The organism is Actinoplanes derwentensis, from assembly GCF_900104725.1.
GTDB lineage: Bacteria > Actinomycetota > Actinomycetes > Mycobacteriales > Micromonosporaceae > Actinoplanes > Actinoplanes derwentensis.
The window spans coordinates 4,106,449-4,130,338 of the sequence record NZ_LT629758.1 but is presented as its reverse complement, the minus strand read 5'-3'; the positions used below and the strand labels follow the sequence as shown (position 1 = coordinate 4,130,338).

The following is a 23,890-nucleotide window of genomic DNA, read 5'->3' as shown; positions in this document are numbered from 1 at the left end:
CCTCGAAGATTCGATCGGCAGGGTCGGCGGTGATCGAAAGGAACGATTATGTCGACGCAAACCCTGCCGGACAGCACCCGCCGCCACCGATCCGAACGCCGGGCCCTGGCGGCCACCGCACTGACGGCCGCCTTCTGGCTGACGGTCGTGATGACGTTCGTCCTCTTCGCCATCTGGGGCGGCCCGCAGCGGCTCACCGCCGGCACGGCCCTGACCTCGCTGGGCACCATGGCCGGACTGCTCGGCACCGACCTGGTGCTGGTCATGGTCTTCCTCGCGGCCCGGGTGCCGCTCGTCGACCGGATCATCGGCCACGACGTCGCACTGGCCCATCACCGGAGACTCGGCGAACCCGCGCTCTACCTCATCCTTGCCCACTTCGCCCTGCTGACCACCGGCCGCTCGATCGAGAACGGTCACGATGTCGTCGCCGAGACCCTCGCGCTGATCGGCGGTCCCGAGGACACCGGTCTGGCCTACATCGGCCTCGTGGTGTTCGTCGTCGTCGTGGTGACCTCGGCGGTGACGGCGATCCGGCGCTGGTTCAGCCACGAGGTCTGGTTCGCCGTCCACGCGCTCAGCTACCTCGGGATCGTCATGGCGCTCCCGCACCAGAGCATGGACGGCGCGGTCCTGGACCCGCAGTCCAACCGGTGCGTCTACTGGCTGACCCTCTACGCCGTCGCCTTCGGATCGATGCTCGTCTTCCGGGTCGTCGTGCCGATCGTCCGCAGCGTGCGGCACGGCATCCGGGTGACGAGTGTCGAGCGGATCGCCCCGGACGTGGTGTCCATCCACCTGTCCGGCCGGCGCCTGGACCGGCTGCGCGCCGCGGGCGGGCAGTACGCGATCTGGCGCTTCTGGACACTCGGCACGTGGTTCCACGGGCACCCGGTCTCGCTGTCGGCGGTACCGACCGCGACCACGGCCCGGATCACGGTGCGGGCACTCGGTGCGGGCAGCGCCCGGATCAGCCGGGTCCGGCCGGGCACCCGGGTCGGGTTCGCCGGGCTGTTCGGCATCTTCACCGATGCGGCCCGCAGCCGCCCCCGGCTGGCGGTGGTCGCGGCGGGTGTCGGCGTCACGCCGGTGCGGGCGATGCTGGAGGACTCGCCGCTGAGCGCCGGTGAGGCGACCATCGTCCTGCGGGGCGGCGGCGCCGACGACCGTTACCTGTGGGACGAGGTCGAGACCCTGGCCGCGGCCTCGGAGAGTACCGTGATCGAGATGTCGGGACCCCGGCCGGAGGATGCCGGCACGTGGATGTCCGCTGACGCCGTACGCCGCGGGGTGTCGATCGAGGATCTGTTCCCCGACCTGATGGACTCCGACCTGTACGTGTGCGGCCCGCCGGCCTGGGCGGACGTGGTCGTCCGGGACGCGCGTGCAGCCGGTCTGCCGCCCGCACAGATCCACATCGAGAGATTTGACTGGTGAACGTTGTGCCGGAGAGCCCACGCCTACTGCTCGTCGAGGACGACGTCCGGCTCGCGGCGATGCTCGCCGAGCTGTTCACCGCCGAGGGCTACGACGTGGTGCAGGCGAACGACGGTCAGCGCGCGCTGCACGAGGGGCTCACCCGGCAGTTCGAGGTCCTGGTGCTCGATCGTGGACTGCCCGCGATCGAGGGACTCGACGTCCTCACCAGGCTGCGCAGCCGCGGGGTCCGTACTCCCGCGCTGGTCCTCTCCGCCCTGGGCAACCCGGCTGACCGGGTGGAGGGCCTGGACCGGGGTGCGGAGGACTATCTGCCGAAGCCGTTCGACATCGCCGAGCTCCTCGCCCGGATCCGGGCCCTCGTGCGCCGGCACGACACCACCGCCGTGGTGCTGGCCGTGCCGGGCGGCGCCTTCGACACCCAGACCCGCACGGTGACGACCGGTACCGGGCTGGTCGCCCTGTCCGAAGGGGAGGCGCGCCTGCTGGAACGGCTGGCGCGGCGCTCCCGGCAGGTCTTCGGCCGGGACGACCTGCTGGCCACGGTCTTCCCCGACGCGACGGATCCGGGGGTGGTCGACACCTACGTCCACTATCTGCGGAGAAAGCTGGGCCGAAACGCGGTCCACACCGTCCGCGGCCTCGGTTACCGGCTGGGCCCAGTGGGATGAATCCCGAGGTGAGGAGTGCGTCGGCCCGTCTCACGGTCCAGTTCGCGGCGCTCATGACACTGCTGCTGATCACCGTGCTGGGTCTGGTCCTGGTGCTGTTCAAGATCAGCACCGACGCGACGACCGAGAAGGATCTGCGGGACGCCTCCCGGCTCACCACCGCGCAGATCGCCCCGAGTGGCATCTTCGTGACCGTCATCCGGGGCGGCACGGTGACGGTGCCGAACGGCCAGCCGGACGGACTCGTCGACCGGGAGACGGCCAGGCGGGTGTCCGGCGGGGCCGGGCCGGTCCTGCGGGAGCGAACCGTCGGCGGGCGTGACTACACCACCCGCACGACACGGCGCGGTGACCTGGTCGTTCAGGTCACCGCGGAGGAGCACCGGAACGAGGCGAACCTCCGGCGGCTGGCGTTCGTGCTGCTGTGGTCCGGGGTCGCCGCCCTGAGTATCGCGGCGTTCGCCTCGTACGTGATGGCCCGGCGCGCGATCCGGCCGTTGGCTGAGGCCCTGGCCGGTCAACGAAGGTTCGTGGCGGCCGCGAGTCACGAACTCCGGACGCCGTTGACACTGCTCAGCACGCGTGCGCAACTGCTGAACCACCGGTACCGCGACGATCTGCCCGCCGGCTTGTCGGCGTCGCTCGACGAGATGACCCGGGACACCCGCACGTTGAACCAGATCCTCGACGATCTCCTGGTCGCCGCCGATCCACGCGACCAGACCGGCACCGAGGACGTCGATCTGGTCGCGACCACGGATGCGGTCATCGACGCGATGCGCGACGAGGCGGACGCCCGCCAGATCACGCTGACCAGGTCCGGAACGGCGGAACCAGCGGTGATCCGCGGTTCCGGGGCGGCCGTCGCCCGGCTCTGCACCGCCCTGGTCGCGAACGCGCTCGACTTCGCGTCGACCCGGGTGACCGTCCGGATCGACGCCGACGGCCGGACCGCGGTGCTGAGCGTCGTCGACGACGGCCCCGGATTCGCGCCGGACCTGGTGGCACACGCCTTCGAACCGTTCGTGACCGGCCGGCCGGCCGGAGAGAGCGGCACCCACTCCGGCCTGGGCCTGGCGATCGTCGCGGAGATCACCCGGCGGCACGACGGCCGTGTCCACATCCAGCGAGGTGACCACGGGGCCGTCGTGCTGCATCTGCCGCTCAGAGCTTCTTGACGAGCACCTTGCGGCCGGAGGCCTTCACCGAGTACGTGACGGTCGACTTCGTCCACGGGTTCGTCGCCGACACCCGTACACCGCCGGAGACGTCCTTGACCTTGACCATGGTGACGCCGGCCGCGCGGTTGGCGGTGGTCACGTCCCTGCGGACCAGTTTGCGCAGGCTGGCGACCTTGACGGTGCGGCCCTTCGCGGCCGCCCGAGTGCTGGCGGCGCCCTTGGTGGCGGCCAGTTTCACGGTGGCGGCCATGTCGAGGTAGGCGACCCCCCGGTTCACGGTGGCCACGTCCAGAACCGTGGCGGCGGCCGGCAGGGTCACCGTCTGGGCGGCGTAGGTGAAACCGACGGTGGCCTTCGAACTGGTGGAGGACAGCTCGACACCGGTCAGGACCGACGCTGCGGTGGTGTGGATGAGGACCGTGACCTTCTGGTCGTTCTCGGTCACCTTGTAGTCGATGGTGCCGTCGTCGTGGACCGTCTTGGTGCCCGGGATCGAGTAGTACTCGACCAGGGACGCCGAGTCGAAGGCGCTGTCCTTGACGAACTCGGCCAGTTTCAGCTTCTTGTCGGCGGCGAACACGTACTTGACCGCCGATTTGCCCATCATCCGCAGCGCCTTGACCTGCTCGGTGTCGGCCTGCGTCCAGACGCCCTGGCCCTCGGCGGCGAACGAGCTCTCGGTGCCGTACCCGGAGACCGCGGTGACCTCGCCGAACCGGCCCAGCACCGGGTCGACCATCACGGTGTCCTTGATCGTCATGGTCTCACCGGCCGCGGACAGCGAGAAGTCGGTCACCGCACGCCAGCCGCCCGCACCGGCCGACGTCGACGCGGTACCGACCGTGCGCAGGGCGGTGCGCATCTCGGCAGCGGTCAGCGTGGTGGTGGTGTCGGCGGCCCAGGCCGCGCCGGGCGCGACGAGCAGACTCGCGGCGACGGTGGCGGTGGCGAGTAGAACGGCGGGCCGGGTGGCAAGGGACATGCGGTTGACCTCGGGATTCATGTCGGAACTGGCGACTGTACGTTTCGGCGGGAAATGCCGTGGCTTGAGAATTAGTCGACCGGGCAGAATCGGTCGCATGATCACCGCGGAACTGCTCGCCGTCCTCGATCCGCTGTCCTTCCGGCAGCGGCTCAGCCACGTCGCCGTCTGGGCGCGGACGGCGGCGAACCGGGCTGAGGTCACCGCCGAACTGCGCGCCGGTGGGCCGTACGAACGCCGGCTCGCCCTGGTCGCCGCGATCACCACCGGGGACGAGGCGGGCATCCGGGCGGCGTGCGGCGACGAGACACCGGCGATCCGGGGCGAGGCGTTCCGGGCCGCTCTACGCGCCGGCCTGGACGTCTGGCACGAGGATCTGCCGGCCGCCGACCGGCGCCGGATCTACCACGCGTTGCGGCTGGTCGAGGCGCCCGGCGTCGCCGACGAGCTGATCACCCGGGTCGCCGCGGCGCACGGGGACGCGGAGGCCGCCATGCTGCTGACGGCTTGCGGACCCGATGTCGTACGCCGATCGCTTCCGGTCCTGGAACACGCCGTCAACCTGTCGGCTCTCGCCCGTCGGCACCCTGGCCCGTTCCTGGAGCGGGTCACCGATCGTCTCGACCAGGCGCCGACCGCCGACGTCCGGGACCGGATCTGGACCCTGGTCGCCGACGCGCTGCTGCACTGCGACCCGGCCGGTGTGCTCGACCTGCTGGAACGATTCGGCCCGGAGGACCGTCTGCCGGGCCGGATCCGCGGGTACGGCCGGATCGCCGCGGTCGACCCCGCCCGCCTCGCCCACCTGATCGCCGCACCGGGCCGGGCCGCCTGGACCGCCCGCAACCCGCTGCCCAGGGCGGTCCTGCGCCGTCTCGCCGTGCTGCCGGCCGCCGGCCTGGCACCGATCGCGGTCCGTCTCCGGGACCGCCCGTGGCAGTTCACCCTCCTGCTGAAGAATCTGCCCCCGGCCCGGCGCGGCGAACTGTACGACGCGGCCGGACTGTCCGCGGTGGACGTCCCCTCCACCGATCTGATCGAGGTGCTGCCGCACGCGGTCCGGATCCGCGAGGCGACCCGCGTGCTCACCCTGCCGCAGGTGCGCGACCACGAGACCATGGCGCTCGCCTGGAGCGGTTTCCTGGCCTGGCCGCAGGCGTCCGCGGCGGCCAGCGCCCGGCTGCGCTCGGGCGCGGCGGTGGAGCGGGCGCAGGCTTGGACGGTGCTGATCTCCGCGGCCCGCCGGTCCCGTGATCCGCAGGCCGTCGCCGAGGTGCTGTCCGGGCTGCCGCGGCTGCGCAACGAACAGGACCCGGTCCGGTTCGCCGCCCTGTCCGCCCTGGCCGGGGCGGCGCACCTCCTCCGCCCGCTCGGCGCCGGAGCACTGACCCGGGTGGTCACCGACGCCGTCGAGGCCCGCGACACCCACCAGGCCGTGATGAACGCGCTGTCCGCCCTGGCCACCGAGACGTTGCGGCTGCACGTCGACGTCCCCGAACTGCGGGAGTGGGCGCTGCTGACGATCGACCTGACGACCACCACCGCCAAGGTTCCGGCGTTGCGCCGGTTCGGCCCTCAGCTGCGGCGCGGGCAGGAGACGATGGTCTTCGACCGGTTGCGCGGCTGGGTGACCGCGGCCTTCGACCGGGGCGACGTCCGGCCGTTGTTCGCGCTCACCCGGGCCCTGGGCAAGCGCGCCCGTCTCGTCCCGGAGCTGCAGGAACTGCTGGGCCGGGCCACCGAACCACCACAGGTCCAGTCGGTGGCCCGCGAGGCGATCGCCCTGTGGCTCGACGACCCGCGCGAACGGCCGCACCGGGTCGAGACGCTGCTGGCCGCCGACCCGTCCACGGTCACCATCGACACGGTGTGGAACACCATCGACGGGAACCGCACGGACCTGCTCGACCGGGTCCTCGACGCACCACCGCGAGGCCGTTTCGTCGGGGACGAGGGCCACTGGCTGCCGCGCGAGTCCCGGCCCGAGCGGTGGCTGCCCCGCCAGCAGGCCCGCTACGCCGAACTGCTGCGCCGGGATGTCGACGACACCGGGCTGACGGCGGGGCAGCGGGCCCATGCACTCGCTACCGCCGCCCGCATCCCGGTCGCCGGCCGCGACATGCTGCTGCGGTACGTGGATTCGCCGGACGTGGTCCTCGCCGAGACCGCGCTCGCCGAACTGGTCTGGACCGACAACCCGGCCGGCGCCCTGGTCACGCTGCTCGCCCGCGCGGGTGACGACCGGGCCCGGGTCGCCCTCTACGCGGCCGGGCGGTCCGCCGCCGACGTGCCGCCGTCCCGGCTGACCGCACTGCTGGTCCCGCTGCTGACCGCGACCGAAGGGGTCAAGGTCACCAGCCGGAAGGAGGTGGCCCGGCTGCTCGGCCAGTACGGCGAACCGGCGGTGATGGCGGTGCTCCGGGACGCCTGGGCGGACCCGTCGGCCCACCGGGACGTGCGCGCGGCGATCGTGTCGGCGGCCCGGCAGCGACTGGCGGTCACGGCGAGCTGGACGATCCTTTCCGGCGCAGCCGACGGCAGCCGGGAGGAACGGCGGGCGGTGCTGGGCGCCGACCCGTGGCGGATCGCCGAACGGCACCGGGAACGATTCGCGTCGCTGATCGCCGCGGCCTGCCGCTCCGAGGACCGGGAACTCCGCCGGGAGGCCCTCGCGCGGCTGCCGCTGTGGGCGTCGTGGACCACCGAGGTGGGGGCGCTGGCGCTGGAGTCCCTGACCGATCTGGACGAGCCGCCGGTCGCGGCGGGGGAGTTGCTGCGGGTGCTCGACGGTGCGGACCTCCGCACGGTGCTGCTGCGGCTGGCCGACCTCGACGCGGCCGACGAACGGCCCGGTGACGCCGGTTCCGATCGTCCGGCGTACCGCCGCCTGAACCTGATTCTGACCCTCACCGCCGACCGCGCGCGCCTCCCGAGGACCGTGGACTGGTCGGTGGAGATCGCCGCGGCACGGGAGCTGGCGGCCCGGCCCGGACTGCTGCGGCCGGCCGCCGGGATGCTGCTGCATCTGGGCTGGCTGTCGCATCTGGACGAGGTCGCCGACCGGTGCGCCGGCCAGCCGGTTCTCGCGGCCGGTCTCGCCGGCACGGTCCGGGACGTCGCCGGGGACCGGGACCACGACGTGCCGGCCGAGGTCCTGGCGACGGCCGGGCGAATGGCCACGCGCGGTGACCTGGCCGGCGGACTGTTCGCGACCGCGCTGGCCGAGCGGGGCGGCACGCACGGTTGGGCGGGCCCCTGGCGGTCGCTGCTGCTCACCCTGCGAGCACACCCCGACGCGGCGGTACGGGGGACCGCGTACGACGTGGACATGACTCTGCGCTGACCGGCGCCCGGGTGGTCCACCGTCCGGTGTGGACCGCCCGTGGGCTCCGGTGACCGGCGGCGTATGCTCGGCGCCACCCGCTGACGCCCTCCGACGGAGCCGCCGCCATGACCGACAGTGACGAAACCGCGAAGCTCGACACCAATGTTCCGCACTCGGCGCGGGTGTGGAACTACTGGCTCGGCGGCAAGGACAACTTCCCGGTGGACCGGGCGGTCGGTGACGACTTCACCGGCTTCTACCCGGACATCACCGTGGTGGCGCGGCACTCGCGGGCATTCCTGAAACGGGCCGTCACGTTCCTCGTGCAGGAGCAGGGCATCCGCCAGTTCCTGGACATCGGCACCGGCATGCCGACCGCGGAGAACACCCACCAGGTCGCGCAGGCCGCCGCCGCCGACGCGCGGATCGTCTACGTCGACAACGACCCGCTCGTCCTGGTCCACGCGCGGGCGCTGCTGACCAGCACGCCGGAGGGTAAGACCGACTACGTCGACGCGAACCTGCACGAGCCCGCGAAGATCATCGCGGCGGCGAAGGAGACGCTCGACTTCAGTCAGCCGGTCGGCCTGATCCTGATGAACATCCTCGGTCACGTGCCCGACCTGGAGCAGGCCGTCACCATCGTCGAGGCGTTGCTGGCCGAGCTGCCGTCCGGCAGCTACTTCCTCACCGCGGACGGCACCAACGTGATCGACGGCCCGGCCTTCGAGGAGGCGATCGGCGTGTGGAACGCGAACGCCCCCCTCAGCTACCACCTGCGCCACCCGGACGAGATCGCCCGCTTCCTCGACGGCCTCGAGGTCCTGGAGCCGGGCCTGGTCCCGTGCTCCCGGTGGCGTCCGGCGCCGGACGCCGCGGGCGAGGACCTGCGTGAGGTCGACGAGTTCGGCGCGGTCGCCCGCAAGCCCTGATCACACCACCGGTTCCGGCTGCAGGAAGCGGGCGTCGAGGTCGGCGGCCGGAGTCGGCCGGGCGAAGTGGTACCCCTGGGCGGTGTCGCAGCCGAGACCGATCAGGGCCTGCGCGGTGAAGACGTCCTCGACACCCTCGGCGACGACGGTCAGGCCCAGGTTGTGTGCCAGGTCGACGGCCGAGGCGACCAGGGCGCGGCTGCTGTTGTCGTCGACCATGTCGGTCACGAACGACCGGTCGATCTTCAACTCGTCGACCGGCAGCAGTTTCAGGTACGACAGCGACGAGTACCCGGTGCCGAAGTCGTCGATCGACGTCTTCACCCCCAGGGCGCGGATGCTGCGCAGCGCGTCGATCGTGGTCGTCGGGTCGGACATCACGGTGTACTCGGTGATCTCGATGCACAGCAGCTCACCGGGCACACCGGTGGACTTCAGCAGGGCGGCCAGACGGCCCGGGAAGGTGGCGTCCAGCAGGCTGCGGGTCGAGACGTTCACGGCCACCGGCACCCGGTGGCCGGCTTCCAGCCAGTCCCGGGCCTGCCGCAGCGCCAGATCCAGGACCCGCTCGGTGAACGGGTGGATCAGGCTGGTGGTCTCCAGCACCGGCACGAACTGTCCCGGGGGCACCGGCCCGCGGTCCGGATGGTTCCAGCGGGCCAGCGCCTCCACCCCGGCGAGCGTGCCGTCGCAGAGCCGGATCTTCGGCTGATAGTGCAGGGTGAACTGGCCGGCGTCGGTCAGGCCTCGCCGCAGGTCGCCGAGCAGGGTGAGCCGGTCGTTGCTGTCCGGGGCGGTGGTGCCGTCGAACCGGCGGAAGCTGTCGTGCTGCTGTTTCGCGTCGTGCAGGGCACTGTCGGCGTGCCCGAGCAGGGTGCTGACGTCGTCGTCGGCGGAAGCGGTCGCCGCCCCGACACTGACCTCCAGGTCGACGGTGATGTCGTCGAGGTGGAACGACTGGTCGAAGGCGTCGCGCAGCCGGGTGACGACCACGTCGGCTCGCGCCGGGTCCAGGTCGCGCAGCAGGATCGCGAACTCGTCGCCACCGATCCGGGCGACCAGATCGGTGTCGCGGACCACCCCGGCCAGGCGCCAGCCGGCCTCGGCCAGCAGCCGGTCCCCGATGTGCGGGCCGAGCTGGTCGTTGACGTGCCGGAACCCGTTGATGTTGACGGTCAGCACGGTGATGCCGGGCAGGCTGTGCACCGGCCGTGCCGCGGTCAGCTCCCGGTGCAGGCGGGTGGTGAACGCGGCCCGGTTCGGCAGCCCGGTGAGCTGATCGGTGGAGGCCATCGCCTCCACCTGCCGCCGGTGCGAGCGCATGGACAAACCGAACAGGGCGAGCACGATCAGGGTGAGCCCGAACGAGATCAGCCCGGCCCAGACCAGCCGGTCGGAGTTGGCCTCGGCGATGTCCTGGTTGGCATGGAACCGTTCCGAGTGCTGGTCGCGCAGTTGCATCAGCCGGGTCGAGATGCGCGCGTACGACGGCTCGATCACCGTCTCCAGATGGCTCTTCGCCTTGGCGGTCTCACCCCGGTCCAGCATCCCCAGGTACAGGTTGATGTCCTGGCGCAGGTTGATCTGCCGCTGGGCGATGGTGCCCGCCTCCATGGCGTCACCGTGATCGTCGACGACGTCAGCGAGTGCCAGCGTGGCACGGTAGGTGCGGTCATCGGCGTCGAGCAGTTGCCCCCGCTCCGAGCCGTCCGGTTCGGCAGCGGTCGCCTCGATCAGCGCCATCTCCCGCGCTGACAGGTAGGCGGCCTGGTCGTAGGCGGCCATGGTGTCGCCGTCGCGGACGAGGGTTCCGACGATGTCGGCGTGCCGCCAGTTCTCGCCCAGAGAGAACCCGGAGAGCAGAGCCAGGGACACCACGAGCGTCCCGACCGCCCACCGCCGAGTCCGCCGGTTCATCCGGCCACGACCCGGTTGCGCCCGGCGTTCTTGGCCTCGTAAAGCGCCTCGTCGGCGAGTTTGGTGAGCTGTTCCGGGCTGCCGTTGGTGACCGGCGTGCCGGAGACCACCCCGACACTGATGGTGACGACGCCGCTGTCCGCCAGCGGGTGCGGCTGGCCCATCAGAGCCACCGACTCGCAGGCGCGTTCCGCCACGACCAGGGCGTTCTCGTCGTTGGCTCCGGGCATCACGATGCAGAACTCCTCACCGCCGTAACGGGCCACCAGATCGGTCGCCCGGACGCTCGTGCGCAGCGCGTCGGCGACCATCCGCAGACAGACGTCACCACCCTGGTGGCCGAAGTGGTCGTTGTACTTCTTGAAGTTGTCGATGTCGATCATCGCGACGCCGACCGGTTCACCGGAGCGCTGCGAACGCTGCCACGTCTCGTCCAGGAACGCGTTGAGCTTGCGCCGGTTCGGCAGCCCGGTCAGTGGATCGGTGACGGTCAGCACTTCCAGGCGGTTTTTCGCCTCGTTCAACTCCTCGGTCCGCTCCGCCACTTTACGCTCCAGCGACGCGTAGACCTGCGCGTTCTCCAGGGAGACGGTGAGCTGACCGGCGATCATGTCGACCGCGTCGAGCCGTCCGGAGAACGCCCGCCGGCTCAGCCGGTTCTCCAGCACCAGTACAGCCCGCGACTGGCCCTGCCCGATCGGGACGATCAACAGCGAACAATGATCAAGACCGGCCAGGTACGGATCCTTCCCCACCCGGTCGTCCAGCGTCACGTCATCGACAAGCATCGTCTCGCGGGTGCGTTCGGCGTACCGGATCGCGGTCAGCGGCAGCAACGCGCGCTCGCCCGCCTCCTCGACGTCCATCGCGGGCCGTCCGCCGTCGCCCAGCAGCATCATCCGCCCGGTCGGCTCGTCCCAGGTCACCAGGTGCACGGCGGTGGCCCCGGTCATCTGGCCGAGGACGTGCTGCACCCGGATCCGCAGCTGATCCAGGTCGCGTTCCGAACTGAGTGCCCGTGCCGCCTCCAGCACCGCCATCAAGTCGATGACCTCTGTCGACAGGTTGATGCTGTGCGCGTTGTTGGTGGCGGTCCGCGACCCGGCGGACTGCCCGAACACCGTCCGCAGCGACGGATGCGCCCGTTTGAGAGCGTGCACCTTCCCGGCGGCACCCCAGGCGGCGTAACCGGGCAGCGCCTCACCGAGCAGCCGGGCGCCGACGTGCTCCATGCCGTGCTCCAGGTAGAACCGGGCGGCCAGCTCGGTGATCAGCGGCGCGTGCCAGGACCGGCCGGCGGTCGCCGCGTCGGCCATCGCGGCGTCGTAGGCGGCCACGGCCCCCGGGAAGTCGCCGTGCACGGCCGCCCGGGTCGCCTCGACCAGCCGGAACAGGTGCCGGAAGTTGCCCGGCTGCCCGGCCGCCCGCGCGGCCAGGAAGTCCCGGCTGCGGTCCAGCACCGCCAGGGCCTCGTCACGCTCCGGGCCGGTGGAGGTCCGGGCGGTCACCGCGGCACCGAGCGCGGCCAGCACGTGACCCGGGGCGAGCAGGTAGACGCCCGGCGTGGCCGGGAGCAGCTCGAGCGCGTGCCGGCTGAACCGGACCAGGTCCTCGTCGTCGCCGTGGATCGCCGCCGACAGGGCCCGTACCACCGCGTAGAAGGCGGCTGCCGCGTCGTTGCCGGCCAGCCCGTCGAAGAACTCGTCGTTGTCGAAGGCCTCCAGGCCCCGCATCCCGCGGACGAACCGGCCGACGGTGCCGAACATGGCGTTGTCGTGACCGGCCCCGATCCGTTCGGCGAACGCGCTGGCGGCCTGCGCCTCCCGGTTGAACGCCTCCAGATCGGCCGCGACGTCGAGCATTTGCGGCACCGACGTGTAGTAGGTGTAGAGCGCGTTGCGCAGATCCCCGCCGCGCAGCAGGCCGTCGCGGGCGTCGTGCGCCAGCCGGACCGCGTTCTCCAGTGGCTCGAACCACGGCACGCCGGCCAGCGCGTGCAGGAACTTCACCTGCGAGGTGGCCGGCTCGAAACCGAACCGCTCGGCAACCGCCAGCACATGCGACGTCGCCCGGTAGGCGGCCGCGAAGTCGCCACCACCGGCGATGGTGACCGCACCGATGTTGCCGAGTGAACCGGCCAGGTGCGCGGACACGCCGTGCCCGGACCACAACTCGCCGGCCTGAACCCCGAGCCACGCCATCAGCGTCTTGTCGGAGAAGAACGCCGCCGGAGACATCCGGTTGATCACCAGCGCGGCCGCCAGGATCACCGGGTCGGTGATCTCGGTCAGTGCGGTCTCGTCGCCGACGGACGCCAGCCAACTGTGGAAGGCGCTCACCCCGGCGCCGATGCGCGCGCCGATCTCGGCGGGACCGGGCACGTCGACACCGAGCCGGCCCAGCATGTCCAGACCCAGCGCCAGAGCCTCCGGCAGCATCCGGCGGTGGGTGAGCGAACCCAGCTGGAAACCGACCGGGCCGGCCAGCCACACCGGGTCCCGGCCGGGCGTGTACAACTCGGCGAAGACCACGTCGGCCTCGTCGAACCGGCCCAGCCCGAACAGGGAGGCGTGCCACTCGGCCCGGGTGTCGGCGTACTCCTCATCGGTCTTCGTCAGCAGGCGCAGCGCGGCCGCGACATGAGCCTCGCCCATCGCGTGGTCGGCGACCATCCGCGCCGAGGCCGCAGCCCGGCGCAGCAACCCGGCCGCCGCTCGCCGCTCGCCGGGCTCGGCGAACCCCAGCAGATCGATCGCGGCCAGGTAGAGACCGGCCGCCGCCGGGGCGGGCGCGATCCGCCGGGCCAGGGCCAGGCTCAGCCGGGCCCGCTCGTCCGGGCTGAGCCGCTCGAACGCCGCCTGCTGCACCCGGTCGTGCCGGAACCGGGCCCGGTCCTCCTCGATCACCACGAGACCGTCGTCCACGGCCGGGGTCAGGGCGTCGCCGAGCAGGTCCAGGCCGACCTCGCCACCGAGACAGGCCAGCAGGTCGACGGCGGCGCGGGTGTCCGCGGGCAGGCCGGCGATCCGGGTGCCGAGCAGCGCCACCACGTCACCGTGGCCGACGAAGTCCCGCACGGCGGCCGCGTCCCAGCGCCAGCCACCACCCTCCGGCACCAGCACACCCTCCCGGCGCAGCGCCCCCAGCAGTTCGACGGTGTCGAACGGGTTGCCCCGGGTCCGCTCGGCCAGCACCGTGGCCAGCCGTTCCGCCTCCGGCAGCCGCAGCATCTCGGCGATCAGCACCCCCAGATCGGTGGCACTCAGGTTGTCCAGGCGTACTTCGGCGTCGTCGCCGCGCTCCCGGTGCAGCCGGGCCAGCACCGCGCTGAGCGGGTGCGCCGCGTCGACTGCCTCCTCCCGGTACGCGCCCAGCACGAGCAGACCCGGCAGATCCGCCCGGTCCAGCACGTCGTCGAGGAAGGAGAACGCCGTCCCGGTCGCCCACTGCAGGTCGTCGAGGAAGAACACCACCGGGCGGTCCGCGCTCACCACCGTGCGCAGCAGGGTCATCGAGGCGGTGCGCAGCCGCGCGAAGTGATCGCGCGGGTCGTCGGCCGCCGACTCGTCCGGCTCCACCCCGAGCAGCACGGCGAACGACGGCATCATCCCGGCGACCACGGCGGCGTCCGCGCCGAGCGCGGCGAGCAGCCGCTCGCGTGTCGCGGCGACCACGTCGTCCGGTGCGGCCAGCAGGAGTTCACCGAGCTGGATGAACGCCTGCCGGACGGCACCACCGCCGGTGTCGGAGTGGAACTGGTCGAACTTGCCGGTCACGAACCGGCCGCCGGCTGCCGCCAGCGCCGGGCGCAGCCGGTCCACCAGCGCGGTCTTGCCGACTCCGGGCGGTCCGGTGACCAGGGCCAGGACGTTGCGCCCGGCGACCACCTCGGCGAACAGCCCGTGCAGGGCGGCCAGCGGCGCGGACCGGCCGATCAGCCGGGCCGGAGCCGCCAGCCGCATCGGGAAGTCCCGCTCACCCAGGGTGAAGTCGGCGCCGGACCGCAGCCGCTCCAGGTCGTGGGCGAGGCCCTCGCCGCTCTGGTACCGCTGGCCCGGCTCCTTGTTCAGCAGCCGCAGGATCATCTGTGACAGCAGTGCCGGGATCGCCGGGTTCAGGTCGGCCGGCGGCACCGGCACCTTCGCCAGGTGGTCGTGGATCAAGCTCAGCGGCTCCCGGTCCCGGCCGAACGGCGGCTTCCCGGTGGCCAGCTCGTAGAGGGTCGCGCCGAGCGCGTACAGGTCGCTGCGGTTGTCGACCGGGCGGCCGGTGCGGCCGGTCTGCTCCGGCGACAGGTAGGGCAGCGTGCCGGCGAAACCCGCCTCCGGGGCGTCCGGGGTCTGCGCCTCCAGCGTGGCCAGTTCGAAGTCGATCAGGGTGGGCAGGCCGCTGTCCGCGTCGACCAGCACGTTCGCCGGGCTCAGGTCACGGTGCACCACCCCGCGCCGGTGGATCCCGGCGAGGATCCCGGCGAGGTTCCCGGCCAGCTCCAGCAATGCGCCGGGTTCCCAGGGCGCATACAGATCGGCGAGGGTACGGCCGGGCAGGTCCCGCAGATCCAGTGACCCCTCGCCGTCTCCGGCCAGCCGCGGCGTACCGGTGAGCCCGTCGAGGTGGCGCAGCACCGCCGTCTCGTTGCGCAGCCGGTCGGCGGCGTCCGGGCCGAGCGGCTGCTTGCGCACGATGAAGGAGCCGTCGGTGAGGCGGATCCGGGCGACCCGGGTGCGGTCGCTGTCGTAGAGCAGCTCTTCGGCGCGGTCAGAAGTCACGGGCTGCCCATCGTCCCGGCCCGCCCGTGGCTGAGCTTTGCTACCCGACTGCCACCGTGCCGGGATCGTGCCCCGCCGGCCGGGACGTGCTCACGCCCCGGCCGGCGGGTCTGGGGCCGCGGGTCACCGGGACCTCAGGCCGCGTTCACCGGGACGTGGAGCACCGCGTCGAACAGGTAACCGAGGGTGTTGAACCGGGCCACCTCGGGCTGGGTGTTGCCGCGCACGTCGGTGGCGCGGGCCTGGAGCACGTGATCGCCCGCGGTGGGGTCCAGTCGAGCTCCCAGCGCTGCCACACACCACCGGGCGTCGCCCCGTACGGGCGGGCCCGCCGCCAGGTCACCCCGCCGTCGGTGCTGACCCTCGTCTCGCGGATCGGGCCGTCGGCGGACCAGGAACGCCCGGTCAGCCGGGTCCGCACCCCGGCCGGGAACGTGGTGCCGGGGTCCAGTTCGAAGGCGCTCTTGATCACCTGCCGGTCGAACGGCTGGCCCTCGGCCGGGAAGTCCGGGCCGAACAGGCGGTAGAACTGGGTGTTCCACGGCGAGAACAGTGGCTCGGCCGACACCTCGATCCTGCCGACCCACTTGATCGAGGCGATGCCGACCCAGCCGGGGACGACGGCCCGCACCGGGAAACCGTGATCGGCCGGCAGCGGCGGCCCCGCCCCGGCCGCGATCCCGTTCGCCGGAATCCCGTTGTCCCGGTAACCGACCACCCGACCCGCAACGCGCCGTCGCGGCAACCGCCGCCTGTCGCCTGTCGTCGCGGTAACCGCCGCCTGTCGCCCGCAACCCGCGGTCGCGGTAGCTGCCGGGCGGTCTTCTCGGGACCGCCCGGCAGGAGACGGCGGGTTACGTCGTGGGCTCGTCGACCTTGGCGCGGTCGACCGCGTCCCAGTCGGTCTCCGGACGGGCCACCGCCGGTCCGTCGCCGGCGGTGGCGAGCTGTGGGCGGCCGGGCCACCAGAACCGGTCCCCGGTGAGTGTCGCCAGGGCCGGGACCAGCACGGTCCGCACCAGCAGCGTGTCCAGCAGCACCCCGATGCCGACGATGACACCGATCTGGGTGAGGGTGACCACCGGCAGCACCCCGAGCACCGCGAAGACCGCCGCCAGCAGGATGCCCGCACTGGTGATCACCGCGCCGGTCACCGCCAGGGCGTGCACCATGCCATCCCGGGTGCCTCGGCTGGCCGCCTCCTCCTTGGCCCGGGTGACCAGGAAGATGTTGTAGTCGACCCCGAGCGCCACCAGGAACAGGAACGAGAACAGTGGCACCGAGTTGTCCAGCGCCGGATAGTCGAAGACGTTGCGGAACAGCCACGACCCGGCGCCCAGCGACGCCACGAAACTGACCACCACCGTCACCATCAGCAGCACCGGCGCGACCAGTGCCCGCAGCAGCGCGACCAGCACCAGGAACACCACGAGCAGGATCACCGGGACGATCACCGTCAGGTCGCGGCGGGCGGCGTCCCGGGTGTCCAGCGCGGTCGCGACCGTGCCGCCGACCAGGGCCTCGCCGTCCAGGCGCTCCCGCAGGTCACGAATGGTGTCGAAGGCCTCGGCAGTGTCCGGCGCGGCGACCAGGACGGCGCTGACGCTGACCTGGGTGGCGGTCTGCTCGGCGACCCGGGCCTGGGCGACGCCCTCGGTGCCGGAGACGGTGGCGAGGACCTGCTCGGCCTTGGCCGGGTCGGTGAGGATCACCGCGGGACCGGCGGCCCCGGCCGGGAAGTACTTACTGAGCGTCTCCAGGCCCCGCACCGACTCGGCCTCGACCCGGAACTGCTCGGCCTGCGACAGGCCGACCTTGGTGCCGAGCCCGCCCAGCGCGAGCAGACCGAGCACCAGCACCGAGGCGGAGGCCACGATGACCGGGCGGCGCACCACACCACGGCCCACCTTCGCCCAGAAGCCCTTGCCGTCCTCCGGTCCGGCCTGGCCGACCCGCGGGATCAGCGGCCAGAACAGGCCGCGACCGCAGACGACGAGCGCGGCCGGCAGCACCACCAGCGCGAAGACCGCGGCGATGGTGACCCCGGCTGCGGCGGTCAGGCCCAGCGCGGTGTTGCTCCGCAGACTGGCCAGGATCAGGGTGAGCAGCGCCAGGACGACCGTGCCCGCGCTGGCGGCGATGGCCGGGCCGGCCCCGCGCAGCGCCTTGCTCATGGCTTCGAACCGGTCCTCGTACTTGTGCAGCTCCTCCCGGTAACGGGAGATCAGCAGCAGCGCGTAGTTGGTGCCGGCGCCGAACACCAGCACCGTGACGATGCCGGTGGTGGAACCGTTGATCGCCAGGTCGGTGTGCTGCGACAGGATCGCGATGACCTTCGCCGCGAGCTGGTCGGCGAACCCGACGACGAACAGCGGCACGATCCACAGGATCGGGCTGCGGTAGGTGATCAGCAGCAGGATCGTGACCACCACGACCGTGACGATCAGCAGCCGGGTGTTGGCGCCGCTGAAACTGTTGGACAGGTCTGCGCTGAAACCGGCGCCACCGGTGACCTCGGCGGTCACTCCGGCGGGCAGCCCGGTGGACACCTTCTGCCGCAGCTCCTCCACCGCCGTGCTGTTGGCGGCGGCGTCACCGGTGGCCGGCAGCGGCACACTCACGATGGCGGCCTTGCGGTCCGCGGACAGGATCGGCTGGCCCAGCCCTTGAACGGTGACCAGGTCCGCGTCGGCCAGTGCCGCGCCGCCCTTGGCGACCACGATCAGCGCCGGGTTGGTGCGGCCGGACGGCAGCTCCCGCTGCAGCTCGGCGACCCGGGTCGACTCGGCCGACGACGGCAGTGACGAGGTGGGGTCGTTGTCCGTCTCGGTGGCCCCGGCCAGCCCGAAGACGAGCCCGCCGAGCAGCAGGGCCAGCAGGAGCGTCGCCCATGCTCTCTTCATCTACCTAGCCTCGCATCTTTTTATCTTCAAGGTTGAGAATCTTTACGATCGAGATTGTTCACGACGCGGGCCGCATCTGCAACACTTACTCCCGTGAAAGGATCAGAGTCCGGTGAACGGGGGCGATTGCGCAGGGAACTGGTCGATCTGCTGAACGCGTACAGCGGCGAGGCGCAGCACATCGGGCACGCCTTCGCCAGCCAGCACCGGCTGCACAACACCGACATGCACGCCCTGCTCGCCGTCATGCAGGCCGAGCGCCGGGGCACCCCACTCACCCCCGGCAAGCTGGGGGAGTCCATCGGCCTGACCTCCGGCGCCACGACCGCCCTGATCGACCGGCTCGAACGCGGCGGTCACCTGCGCCGATCCCGGGAGAGCGCCGACCGGCGGGTCGTGCACCTGCGTTACGCGGACGCCGGGATGGCCCTCGCGCTGGCGTTCTTCACGCCGCTCGCGCCCCGCACCGACGCCGTGATGAACGACTTCAGCGTCGGCGAGCTGGAGACCATCGAGAAATTCCTGAACGGCATGATCGGCTCACTGGTCGCCTACCGCGACGAACTGCGCAACTCCTGACGCCCGCCTTCCATCGTTCTTTGCGGCCCCGGCGGTTCCTGCGGTTCGGCGTGTCGCGCTGCCCGGCGTCTGGTGCGGTTCCGCTTTTGCGTTGCGCCACGCGGCCCCGGCGTTTCTTACGGCCGCGACGCGCGTTGCGGGTGGTGAGTCTCACCGAGCTTGCGGCCGTACGGCAGCCAAAGGTTTTGCAACGCACGTGCACCGGGACGCAGCCCCAACCCGGCACGGTCGCTGCCGATCGGGAGCTTCGTGCACACCGATCTGCTCCTCGCCGAGGCCGACGCCCTGCTCGCCCGCGGGCGTGCCCACAACGCCGCACGGCTGCTGGCCCCGTTCGTCGGCCGGGAACCGGAGAACGTCGGCGGCTGGCAGCGGATGGCCCGCGCCCGCCTCGATCTCGGCGACCCGGCCGAGGCGCTGCTCGCCGCCCAGGCCGCGTGGCACCTCGACCCCTGGGGCACCGAATCGCTGCACTGGCTCAGCGCCGCCCACTCCCACCTGGGCGACCACGCCGAAGCCATCGCCGCCGCGGCCGCCGCCTGCCGGGAGGATCCGGGCAACCCGCGTCTGCACAACCGCCTCGCCCAGGCCCAGCTGGCCGCCGGCCTGCCCACCGACGCCGCCGAGGGACTCCGGTGTGTCGTCGACATGGCCGCTTATGACGCCGACCTGATGGTCACGTACGCGATGGCCTTGTTCGCCATCGGCCGGCCCCTCAGCGCACGGGAGGCCGTCGGCCGGGCACTCGCGATCGATTTCGGTCACGCCGGAGCGCGGGCCGCCCTGCAGGCGTTCGAGAGGGCGATGAGCACCGCCATCGATGCCGCGTCCCTGGCGCTGGCCGCCGACGAGTACGGCGAGACGCTGCGCATCCACCCCGGCCGTCAGCCCCACCGCCGTCCCGGTGCGGCCCGGTCGGCGACCGGTCACGTGGCCCGGGTGGCCCTGCTGTGGTTCCTGGCGGTGCTGATCGGCGCCGGTCTCCTCGACGGTGCCGGCCTGCTCACCGTGCCGTCCAGCCTGTACTTCGCCCTGCTGTGCGCGGCCGGAACCGCCGGCTGCGTCTCCGCCCTGGCCGGACCGGCGAGGTAGCACCGGGTCCTCCCGTCTCATCGACCCTTCTCCGCCCGGCCATCGGTTTCCCGCCGGGCGGTCCCTCGGGGTTTCCGCTGCCCGAGGCCGCTTTCCGGCTGGGCTCTTCGGCGCTCGGGGTGGCAGTCTTGCCTCCCCGGGCTTTCCGTCGCCGGGGCGTGACGATTTCTCGGTTTCCGGTGTGACAGCCTTCCGGCTCCCGGACAGGTAGGGGGCATGGACCAACAAGAGCGGTTCCGGGCGCTGCACCGGGACACCTACGCTGATCTGCTGCGGTTCGTCGAGAGACGGGTACCGGCGGACGAGGCGGAGGACATCGTGTCCACCGTCTTCCTCACCGCCTGGCGCCGGTTCGGCGACATCCCGGACGACGCGCGGCCCTGGCTGTTCGCGGTGGCCCGGCGCACCATGGCCAACCAGACCCGCGGTTGGCTGCGGCGGAAGGCCTTGGACGTACGGCTGGGCGGCGCCGAGTCGCACGAACCGGACGGAGCCCCCGGCGCCGCCACCCGTGTCGACCTGGAACGGGCCTGGAAGACCCTCTCCTCCGGAGATCGTGAGGTCCTGGCGCTGATCGCCTTCGACGGCCTCACCTCCGAACAGGCGGCCACCGTGCTGAACTGCCGTCGGTCCACCTTCGCGATGCGCCTCACCCGGGCCCGCAAACGGCTCCAGACAGCCCTCGAACCGGTGACTTCGGCCTCCGCCGCGCCAGCCTCTTCCGCCGCGGGCTCCGCCGCTCCCGCTTCTGCCTCCTCTCTTCGGTCCGCCTCCTCCACCCACGGATCCGCTGCCCTCCTGTCGGCCCGTGGTGCCGCTGCCGCGTCTGTCCCCGTCTCGTCTCCCCGCGGTCCGGCTTCCTCAGCCACCCCCTCGGCCGCCGCCATGATCGTCAAGGAGCCGCAGCCATGAATGACCTGGATCGTCTCGCTGTTCTCGACCCCGCCCGTGGCCGTGAACCCAGCGCCATGGAATGGACCCGCTCGGAGGCCTTCGTGGAGCGTGTGATGGACGGCACCGCCCGCGTCTCCACCTCCGGTCCGGCTCCGATGGCGCGGCGCTGGGCCGTCGCCGGTGCGGCCGCGATGGCCGCCGGTGCGGTCGCCGCGATCGCCGTCCCGGCCCTGGTTCCCGGGGACGCCGAGAAGGCCATCGCGTCGTGGACCGCGATGCCGGCCTCCCGCGCCGGTGAACAAGTGATGCCGCAGGCTCGGGCGTGTGCCGCCAACGGCGTCGGTGGAAACTCCACCGCGGAGCCGTCCGACGTGCTCCTCGCCGAGCAGCGCGGTGACGCCACCTTGCTGATCATGCGGAAGGACGACGGCATCGTCGAATGCCTGATGGTCGGGGACGTCGACCGGGCCGCCTCGATGGCACTGACCGACGCCGGTGGACCGCCGCCTCAGGCCGAGGGGACCATCAACCTGGAGACGATGAGCTCCTACGGCGACGGCGACGACCAGTGGTCCAACATCGTCGGGCTGGCCGGTCCCGGGGTCACCGCTGTCGAGGTCCGTCTCGACAGCGGGGCGCTCCTGCAGGCCAGCGTCAAGTCCGGCTGGTGGGCGGCCTGGTGGCCGGGACCCGAGGGCGGCGAGGTGGACAGCATGACCATCACCGTTCACGCCGGCGACCGCACCACCTCGTACCGTCCCTCCGAATTGCCCTGACGCTCTTTCTGTTTTTCGCGCTCGTCTGTCACCGGCCGTCCTTCGGGACGGCCGGTGGTCGTTTCCGGTCAGGCCGGCCCCTCGCCCGGTCGCGCTTGTCTCGCGCGCGGCCCGGTCTTCGGTCAGCGGCTGTCGCGGAGTTCGCGGAGGATGCGGGACAGCTCGGCGCGGTCGGCGGGGTCGAGGCCGGCGAAGAGGCGCTCGCCCTCGGTGGCGCGGGCCTCGCGGATCGCCTGCGAGATGCCGGCGCCCTGGTCGGTGAGCACGACCAGGGTGGCGCGCCGGTCGGACGGGTCCGGGCGGCGCTCGACCAGGCCACGGCCCTGGAGGTCGTCGATCACCTCGGTGGCCGAGCGCGGCGCGATCCGCAGGTGCTCGGCCAGGGCGCTGAGACGCATCTCGCCGTGTTTGGAGAGCACCATGACGGCGCGGGACTGCGACGGCGAGACGTGCCACGGCTCCAGGGTGATCCTGGTGTGCTCGCGAAGTTTCCGGGACACCGCCCAGAACGTCTCCAGCAGGTTGTCCTCCACGGGAACAAACTACCAGCGACTACCGTTGTTCCCTCACGTTGAGGTAACCTCAGCATATCGCCGGGTCATCAAACGACCCGACCCACCCGTACCAGAAAGGCACCGCTCTTGGCAGAAATCCCCCGTCGCGGCGCGGCACGCACGTCGACCCCCGCGGAGAAGGCGCAGGCCCGCGCCGTGTCGCTGCGCCGCATCGGCGCCCTGTTCATCGGTCACCGCCGGCAGCTCGCCGTCGTCGTGGCCGTCATCTTCGTCTCGTCCATCATCTCGATGGCCTCGCCCTTCCTTCTGCGCGAGGTCATCGACGTCGCCCTGCCCGAGTCCGATCTGCGGCTGTTGTCGCTGCTGGTGGCCGGCATGGTCGGTGTCGCCGCGGCCACGTCCGCGCTCGGTGTCGTGCAGACCTGGATCTCCACGACCGTCGGCCAGCGGGTCATGCACCGGCTGCGCACCGACGTCTTCGCCCACCTGCAGCGGCAGTCGGTGGCGTTCTTCACCCGCACCCGCACCGGCGAGGTCCAGTCCCGCATCACCAACGACATCGGCGGCATGCAGCAGGTCGTCACCTCGACGGCCACCTCGGTCGCCGCCAACCTGACGACCGTCGTCGCCACCCTGGTCGCGATGGCCGCGCTGTCCTGGCAGCTCACCCTGGTGTCGCTGGTCGCGCTGCCACCGGCGATCTACTGGACCCGCCGGGTCGCCCGGATGCGCCAGGCGATCACCGCCCAGCGGCAGCGTGAGCTGGCCGACCTCAACGTGGTCATCGACGAGGGCCTGTCGATCAGTGGCGTGCAACTCGCCAAGACGATGGGTGCGACCGGCGCGCTGACCGACCGTTTCACCGCGTCGTCGTCACGCCTCATCGACCTGGAGCTGCGTTCCGAGCTGGCCGGCCGCTGGCGGATGGCCACGATGAACATCGTCTTCGCCGTCATTCCGGCGGTGATCTACCTGGCCGCCGGGCTGCCGTTCGCCGCTGGCGCGATGAGCATCGGCACCCTGGTCGCGTTCACCGGTCTGCAGGCGGGCCTGTTCCGCCCGCTGATGAGCCTGCTCGACGTCGGAGTGACGCTGACCGCGTCGCTGGCGCTGTTCCAGCGCATCTTCGAGTACCTCGACCTACCCGTCGACATCCAGGAGCCCACCGATCCGGTCCGGCTGCCCGAGCCGCGGGGGCACCTCAAATTCGAGGACGTGACTTTCGCGTACGGGGGAGGCGTCACCGCAGCCCTCGCCGGCGTCAGTTTCGACGTCCCGGCCGGCACGTCTCTGGCCCTGGTCGGTGAGACGGGCTCCGGCAAGAGCACCATCGCCGCCCTGATCGCTCGCCTCTACGATCCGACGTCCGGCCGGGTCACGATCGACGGCGTCGACATCCGCGACCTGTCACTGTCCGATCTGGCCGGTCTGGTCGGCGTGGTCAGCCAGGAGACGTACCTGTTGCACACCACGATCCGGGAGAACCTGCGCTACGCGAAACCCGGCGCGACGGACGCCGAGATCGAGCGCGCGACCCGTTCCGCCCAGATCCACGACTTGATCGCGGCACTGCCCGACGGCTACGACACGATGGTCGGTTCCCGTGGCCACCGGTTCTCCGGCGGCGAGAAACAGCGCCTGGCGATCGCCCGCACGCTGCTGCGGGACCCTCGCATCCTGGTTCTGGACGAGGCCACCAGCGCTTTGGACAACGAGACGGAGCGTGCCGTCCAGCAGGCTTTCGACTCCTTGGCAGCGGGCCGCACCACTGTGACGATCGCCCATCGTCTGTCCACGATCCGCAACGCCGCCCAGATCGCGGTGATCGACCATGGTCGCATCCTGGAGTCCGGCACCCACGAGTCCCTGCTCCACGACAACGGCCACTACGCCACCCTGACCCGCTGATCATCCGCG

16 protein-coding genes are annotated in these 23,890 nt (G+C 71.8%); 10 read left to right on the top strand and 6 right to left on the bottom strand.

Translation table 11 applies throughout. The features are described from left to right. The first annotated feature begins 48 nt into the window (after positions 1 to 48). From BLU81_RS18295 to BLU81_RS18285, 3 genes are read left to right on the top strand one after another with little or no spacing between them, the layout of a single operon-like run. On the top strand, positions 49 to 1,437 hold the full coding sequence (locus BLU81_RS18295; RefSeq protein WP_092545780.1) for a ferredoxin reductase family protein: 1,389 nt from the start codon (positions 49 to 51) through the stop codon (positions 1,435 to 1,437). Continuing rightward, positions 1,434 to 2,108, top strand: coding sequence for a response regulator transcription factor (locus tag BLU81_RS18290; RefSeq protein WP_231954629.1), 675 nt, complete (start codon positions 1,434 to 1,436; stop codon positions 2,106 to 2,108). Before BLU81_RS18295 ends, BLU81_RS18290 begins: the two co-directional genes overlap by 4 nt. A gap of 8 nt (positions 2,109 to 2,116) precedes the next feature. Next, positions 2,117 to 3,286: a sensor histidine kinase gene (locus BLU81_RS18285; protein WP_172890577.1), complete on the top strand. Its 1,170-nt coding sequence runs from the start codon at positions 2,117 to 2,119 to the stop codon at positions 3,284 to 3,286. On the opposite strand, the gene BLU81_RS18280 is transcribed toward BLU81_RS18285, so the two are convergent. After that, positions 3,273 to 4,292 carry a hypothetical protein gene (locus BLU81_RS18280; RefSeq protein WP_092545777.1) on the bottom strand — a complete coding sequence of 340 codons (1,020 nt, stop codon included), beginning with the start codon at positions 4,290 to 4,292 and terminating at the stop codon, positions 3,273 to 3,275. The two genes, BLU81_RS18285 and BLU81_RS18280, sit on opposite strands and share 14 nt — an antisense overlap. Positions 4,293 to 4,368: 76 nt before the next feature. Here BLU81_RS18280 and BLU81_RS18275 point away from each other — a divergent pair, with 76 nt between their 5' ends. Continuing rightward, on the top strand, positions 4,369 to 7,614 hold the full coding sequence (locus BLU81_RS18275; RefSeq protein ID WP_172890576.1) for a hypothetical protein: 3,246 nt from the start codon (positions 4,369 to 4,371) through the stop codon (positions 7,612 to 7,614). A gap of 107 nt (positions 7,615 to 7,721) precedes the next feature. Beyond that, positions 7,722 to 8,528 carry an SAM-dependent methyltransferase gene (locus tag BLU81_RS18270; RefSeq protein WP_092545776.1) on the top strand — a complete coding sequence of 269 codons (807 nt, stop codon included), beginning with the start codon at positions 7,722 to 7,724 and terminating at the stop codon, positions 8,526 to 8,528. Here the strand turns inward: BLU81_RS18270 and BLU81_RS18265 are convergent, their stop codons facing one another. The 4 genes from BLU81_RS18265 to BLU81_RS18250 form a co-directional block, all read right to left on the bottom strand. Then, entirely contained in the window at positions 8,529 to 10,445 is a 1,917-nt protein-coding gene (locus tag BLU81_RS18265; RefSeq protein WP_092545775.1) for a putative bifunctional diguanylate cyclase/phosphodiesterase, read from the bottom strand. Further along, positions 10,442 to 15,214, bottom strand: coding sequence for a diguanylate cyclase (locus tag BLU81_RS18260; RefSeq protein ID WP_092545774.1), 4,773 nt, complete (start codon positions 15,212 to 15,214; stop codon positions 10,442 to 10,444). The genes BLU81_RS18265 and BLU81_RS18260 overlap by 4 nt, the downstream gene beginning before the upstream one ends. Positions 15,215 to 15,359: 145 nt before the next feature. Further along, the gene (locus BLU81_RS18255) at positions 15,360 to 15,932 is read right to left on the bottom strand and encodes a molybdopterin-dependent oxidoreductase (RefSeq protein ID WP_231954628.1); all 573 of its coding nucleotides are present in this window, start codon (positions 15,930 to 15,932) and stop codon (positions 15,360 to 15,362) included. Between the two features lie 136 nt (positions 15,933 to 16,068). Then, a complete protein-coding gene (locus tag BLU81_RS18250; RefSeq protein WP_092545773.1) occupies positions 16,069 to 18,117 on the bottom strand; it encodes an MMPL family transporter in 2,049 nt (682 codons plus the stop codon). Between the two features lie 93 nt (positions 18,118 to 18,210). Here BLU81_RS18250 and BLU81_RS18245 point away from each other — a divergent pair, with 93 nt between their 5' ends. The 4 genes from BLU81_RS18245 (at position 18,211) to BLU81_RS18230 (ending at position 21,458) form a co-directional block, all read left to right on the top strand. Continuing rightward, the gene (locus BLU81_RS18245) at positions 18,211 to 18,696 is read left to right on the top strand and encodes a MarR family winged helix-turn-helix transcriptional regulator (RefSeq protein ID WP_092545772.1); all 486 of its coding nucleotides are present in this window, start codon (positions 18,211 to 18,213) and stop codon (positions 18,694 to 18,696) included. A 249-nt stretch (positions 18,697 to 18,945) separates the two neighbouring features. Further along, complete coding sequence (locus BLU81_RS18240; protein WP_092545771.1) at positions 18,946 to 19,788, top strand: tetratricopeptide repeat protein; 843 nt, start codon at positions 18,946 to 18,948, stop codon at positions 19,786 to 19,788. 216 nt (positions 19,789 to 20,004) lie between these two features. Continuing rightward, a complete protein-coding gene (locus BLU81_RS18235; protein WP_092545770.1) occupies positions 20,005 to 20,700 on the top strand; it encodes an RNA polymerase sigma factor in 696 nt (231 codons plus the stop codon). Further along, on the top strand, positions 20,697 to 21,458 hold the full coding sequence (locus BLU81_RS18230; protein WP_092545769.1) for a hypothetical protein: 762 nt from the start codon (positions 20,697 to 20,699) through the stop codon (positions 21,456 to 21,458). The genes BLU81_RS18235 and BLU81_RS18230 overlap by 4 nt, the downstream gene beginning before the upstream one ends. A gap of 122 nt (positions 21,459 to 21,580) precedes the next feature. Here BLU81_RS18230 and BLU81_RS18225 read toward each other — a convergent pair whose 3' ends face one another. Continuing rightward, positions 21,581 to 21,991 (bottom strand): MarR family winged helix-turn-helix transcriptional regulator, encoded by a 411-nt coding sequence (locus BLU81_RS18225; RefSeq protein WP_092545768.1) that lies wholly within the window; start codon positions 21,989 to 21,991, stop codon positions 21,581 to 21,583. A 117-nt stretch (positions 21,992 to 22,108) separates the two neighbouring features. On the opposite strand from BLU81_RS18225, the gene BLU81_RS18220 reads away from it, so the two are divergent. Next, positions 22,109 to 23,881 carry an ABC transporter ATP-binding protein gene (locus BLU81_RS18220; RefSeq protein WP_269461107.1) on the top strand — a complete coding sequence of 591 codons (1,773 nt, stop codon included), beginning with the start codon at positions 22,109 to 22,111 and terminating at the stop codon, positions 23,879 to 23,881. The last annotated feature ends 9 nt before the right edge of the window (positions 23,882 to 23,890 follow it).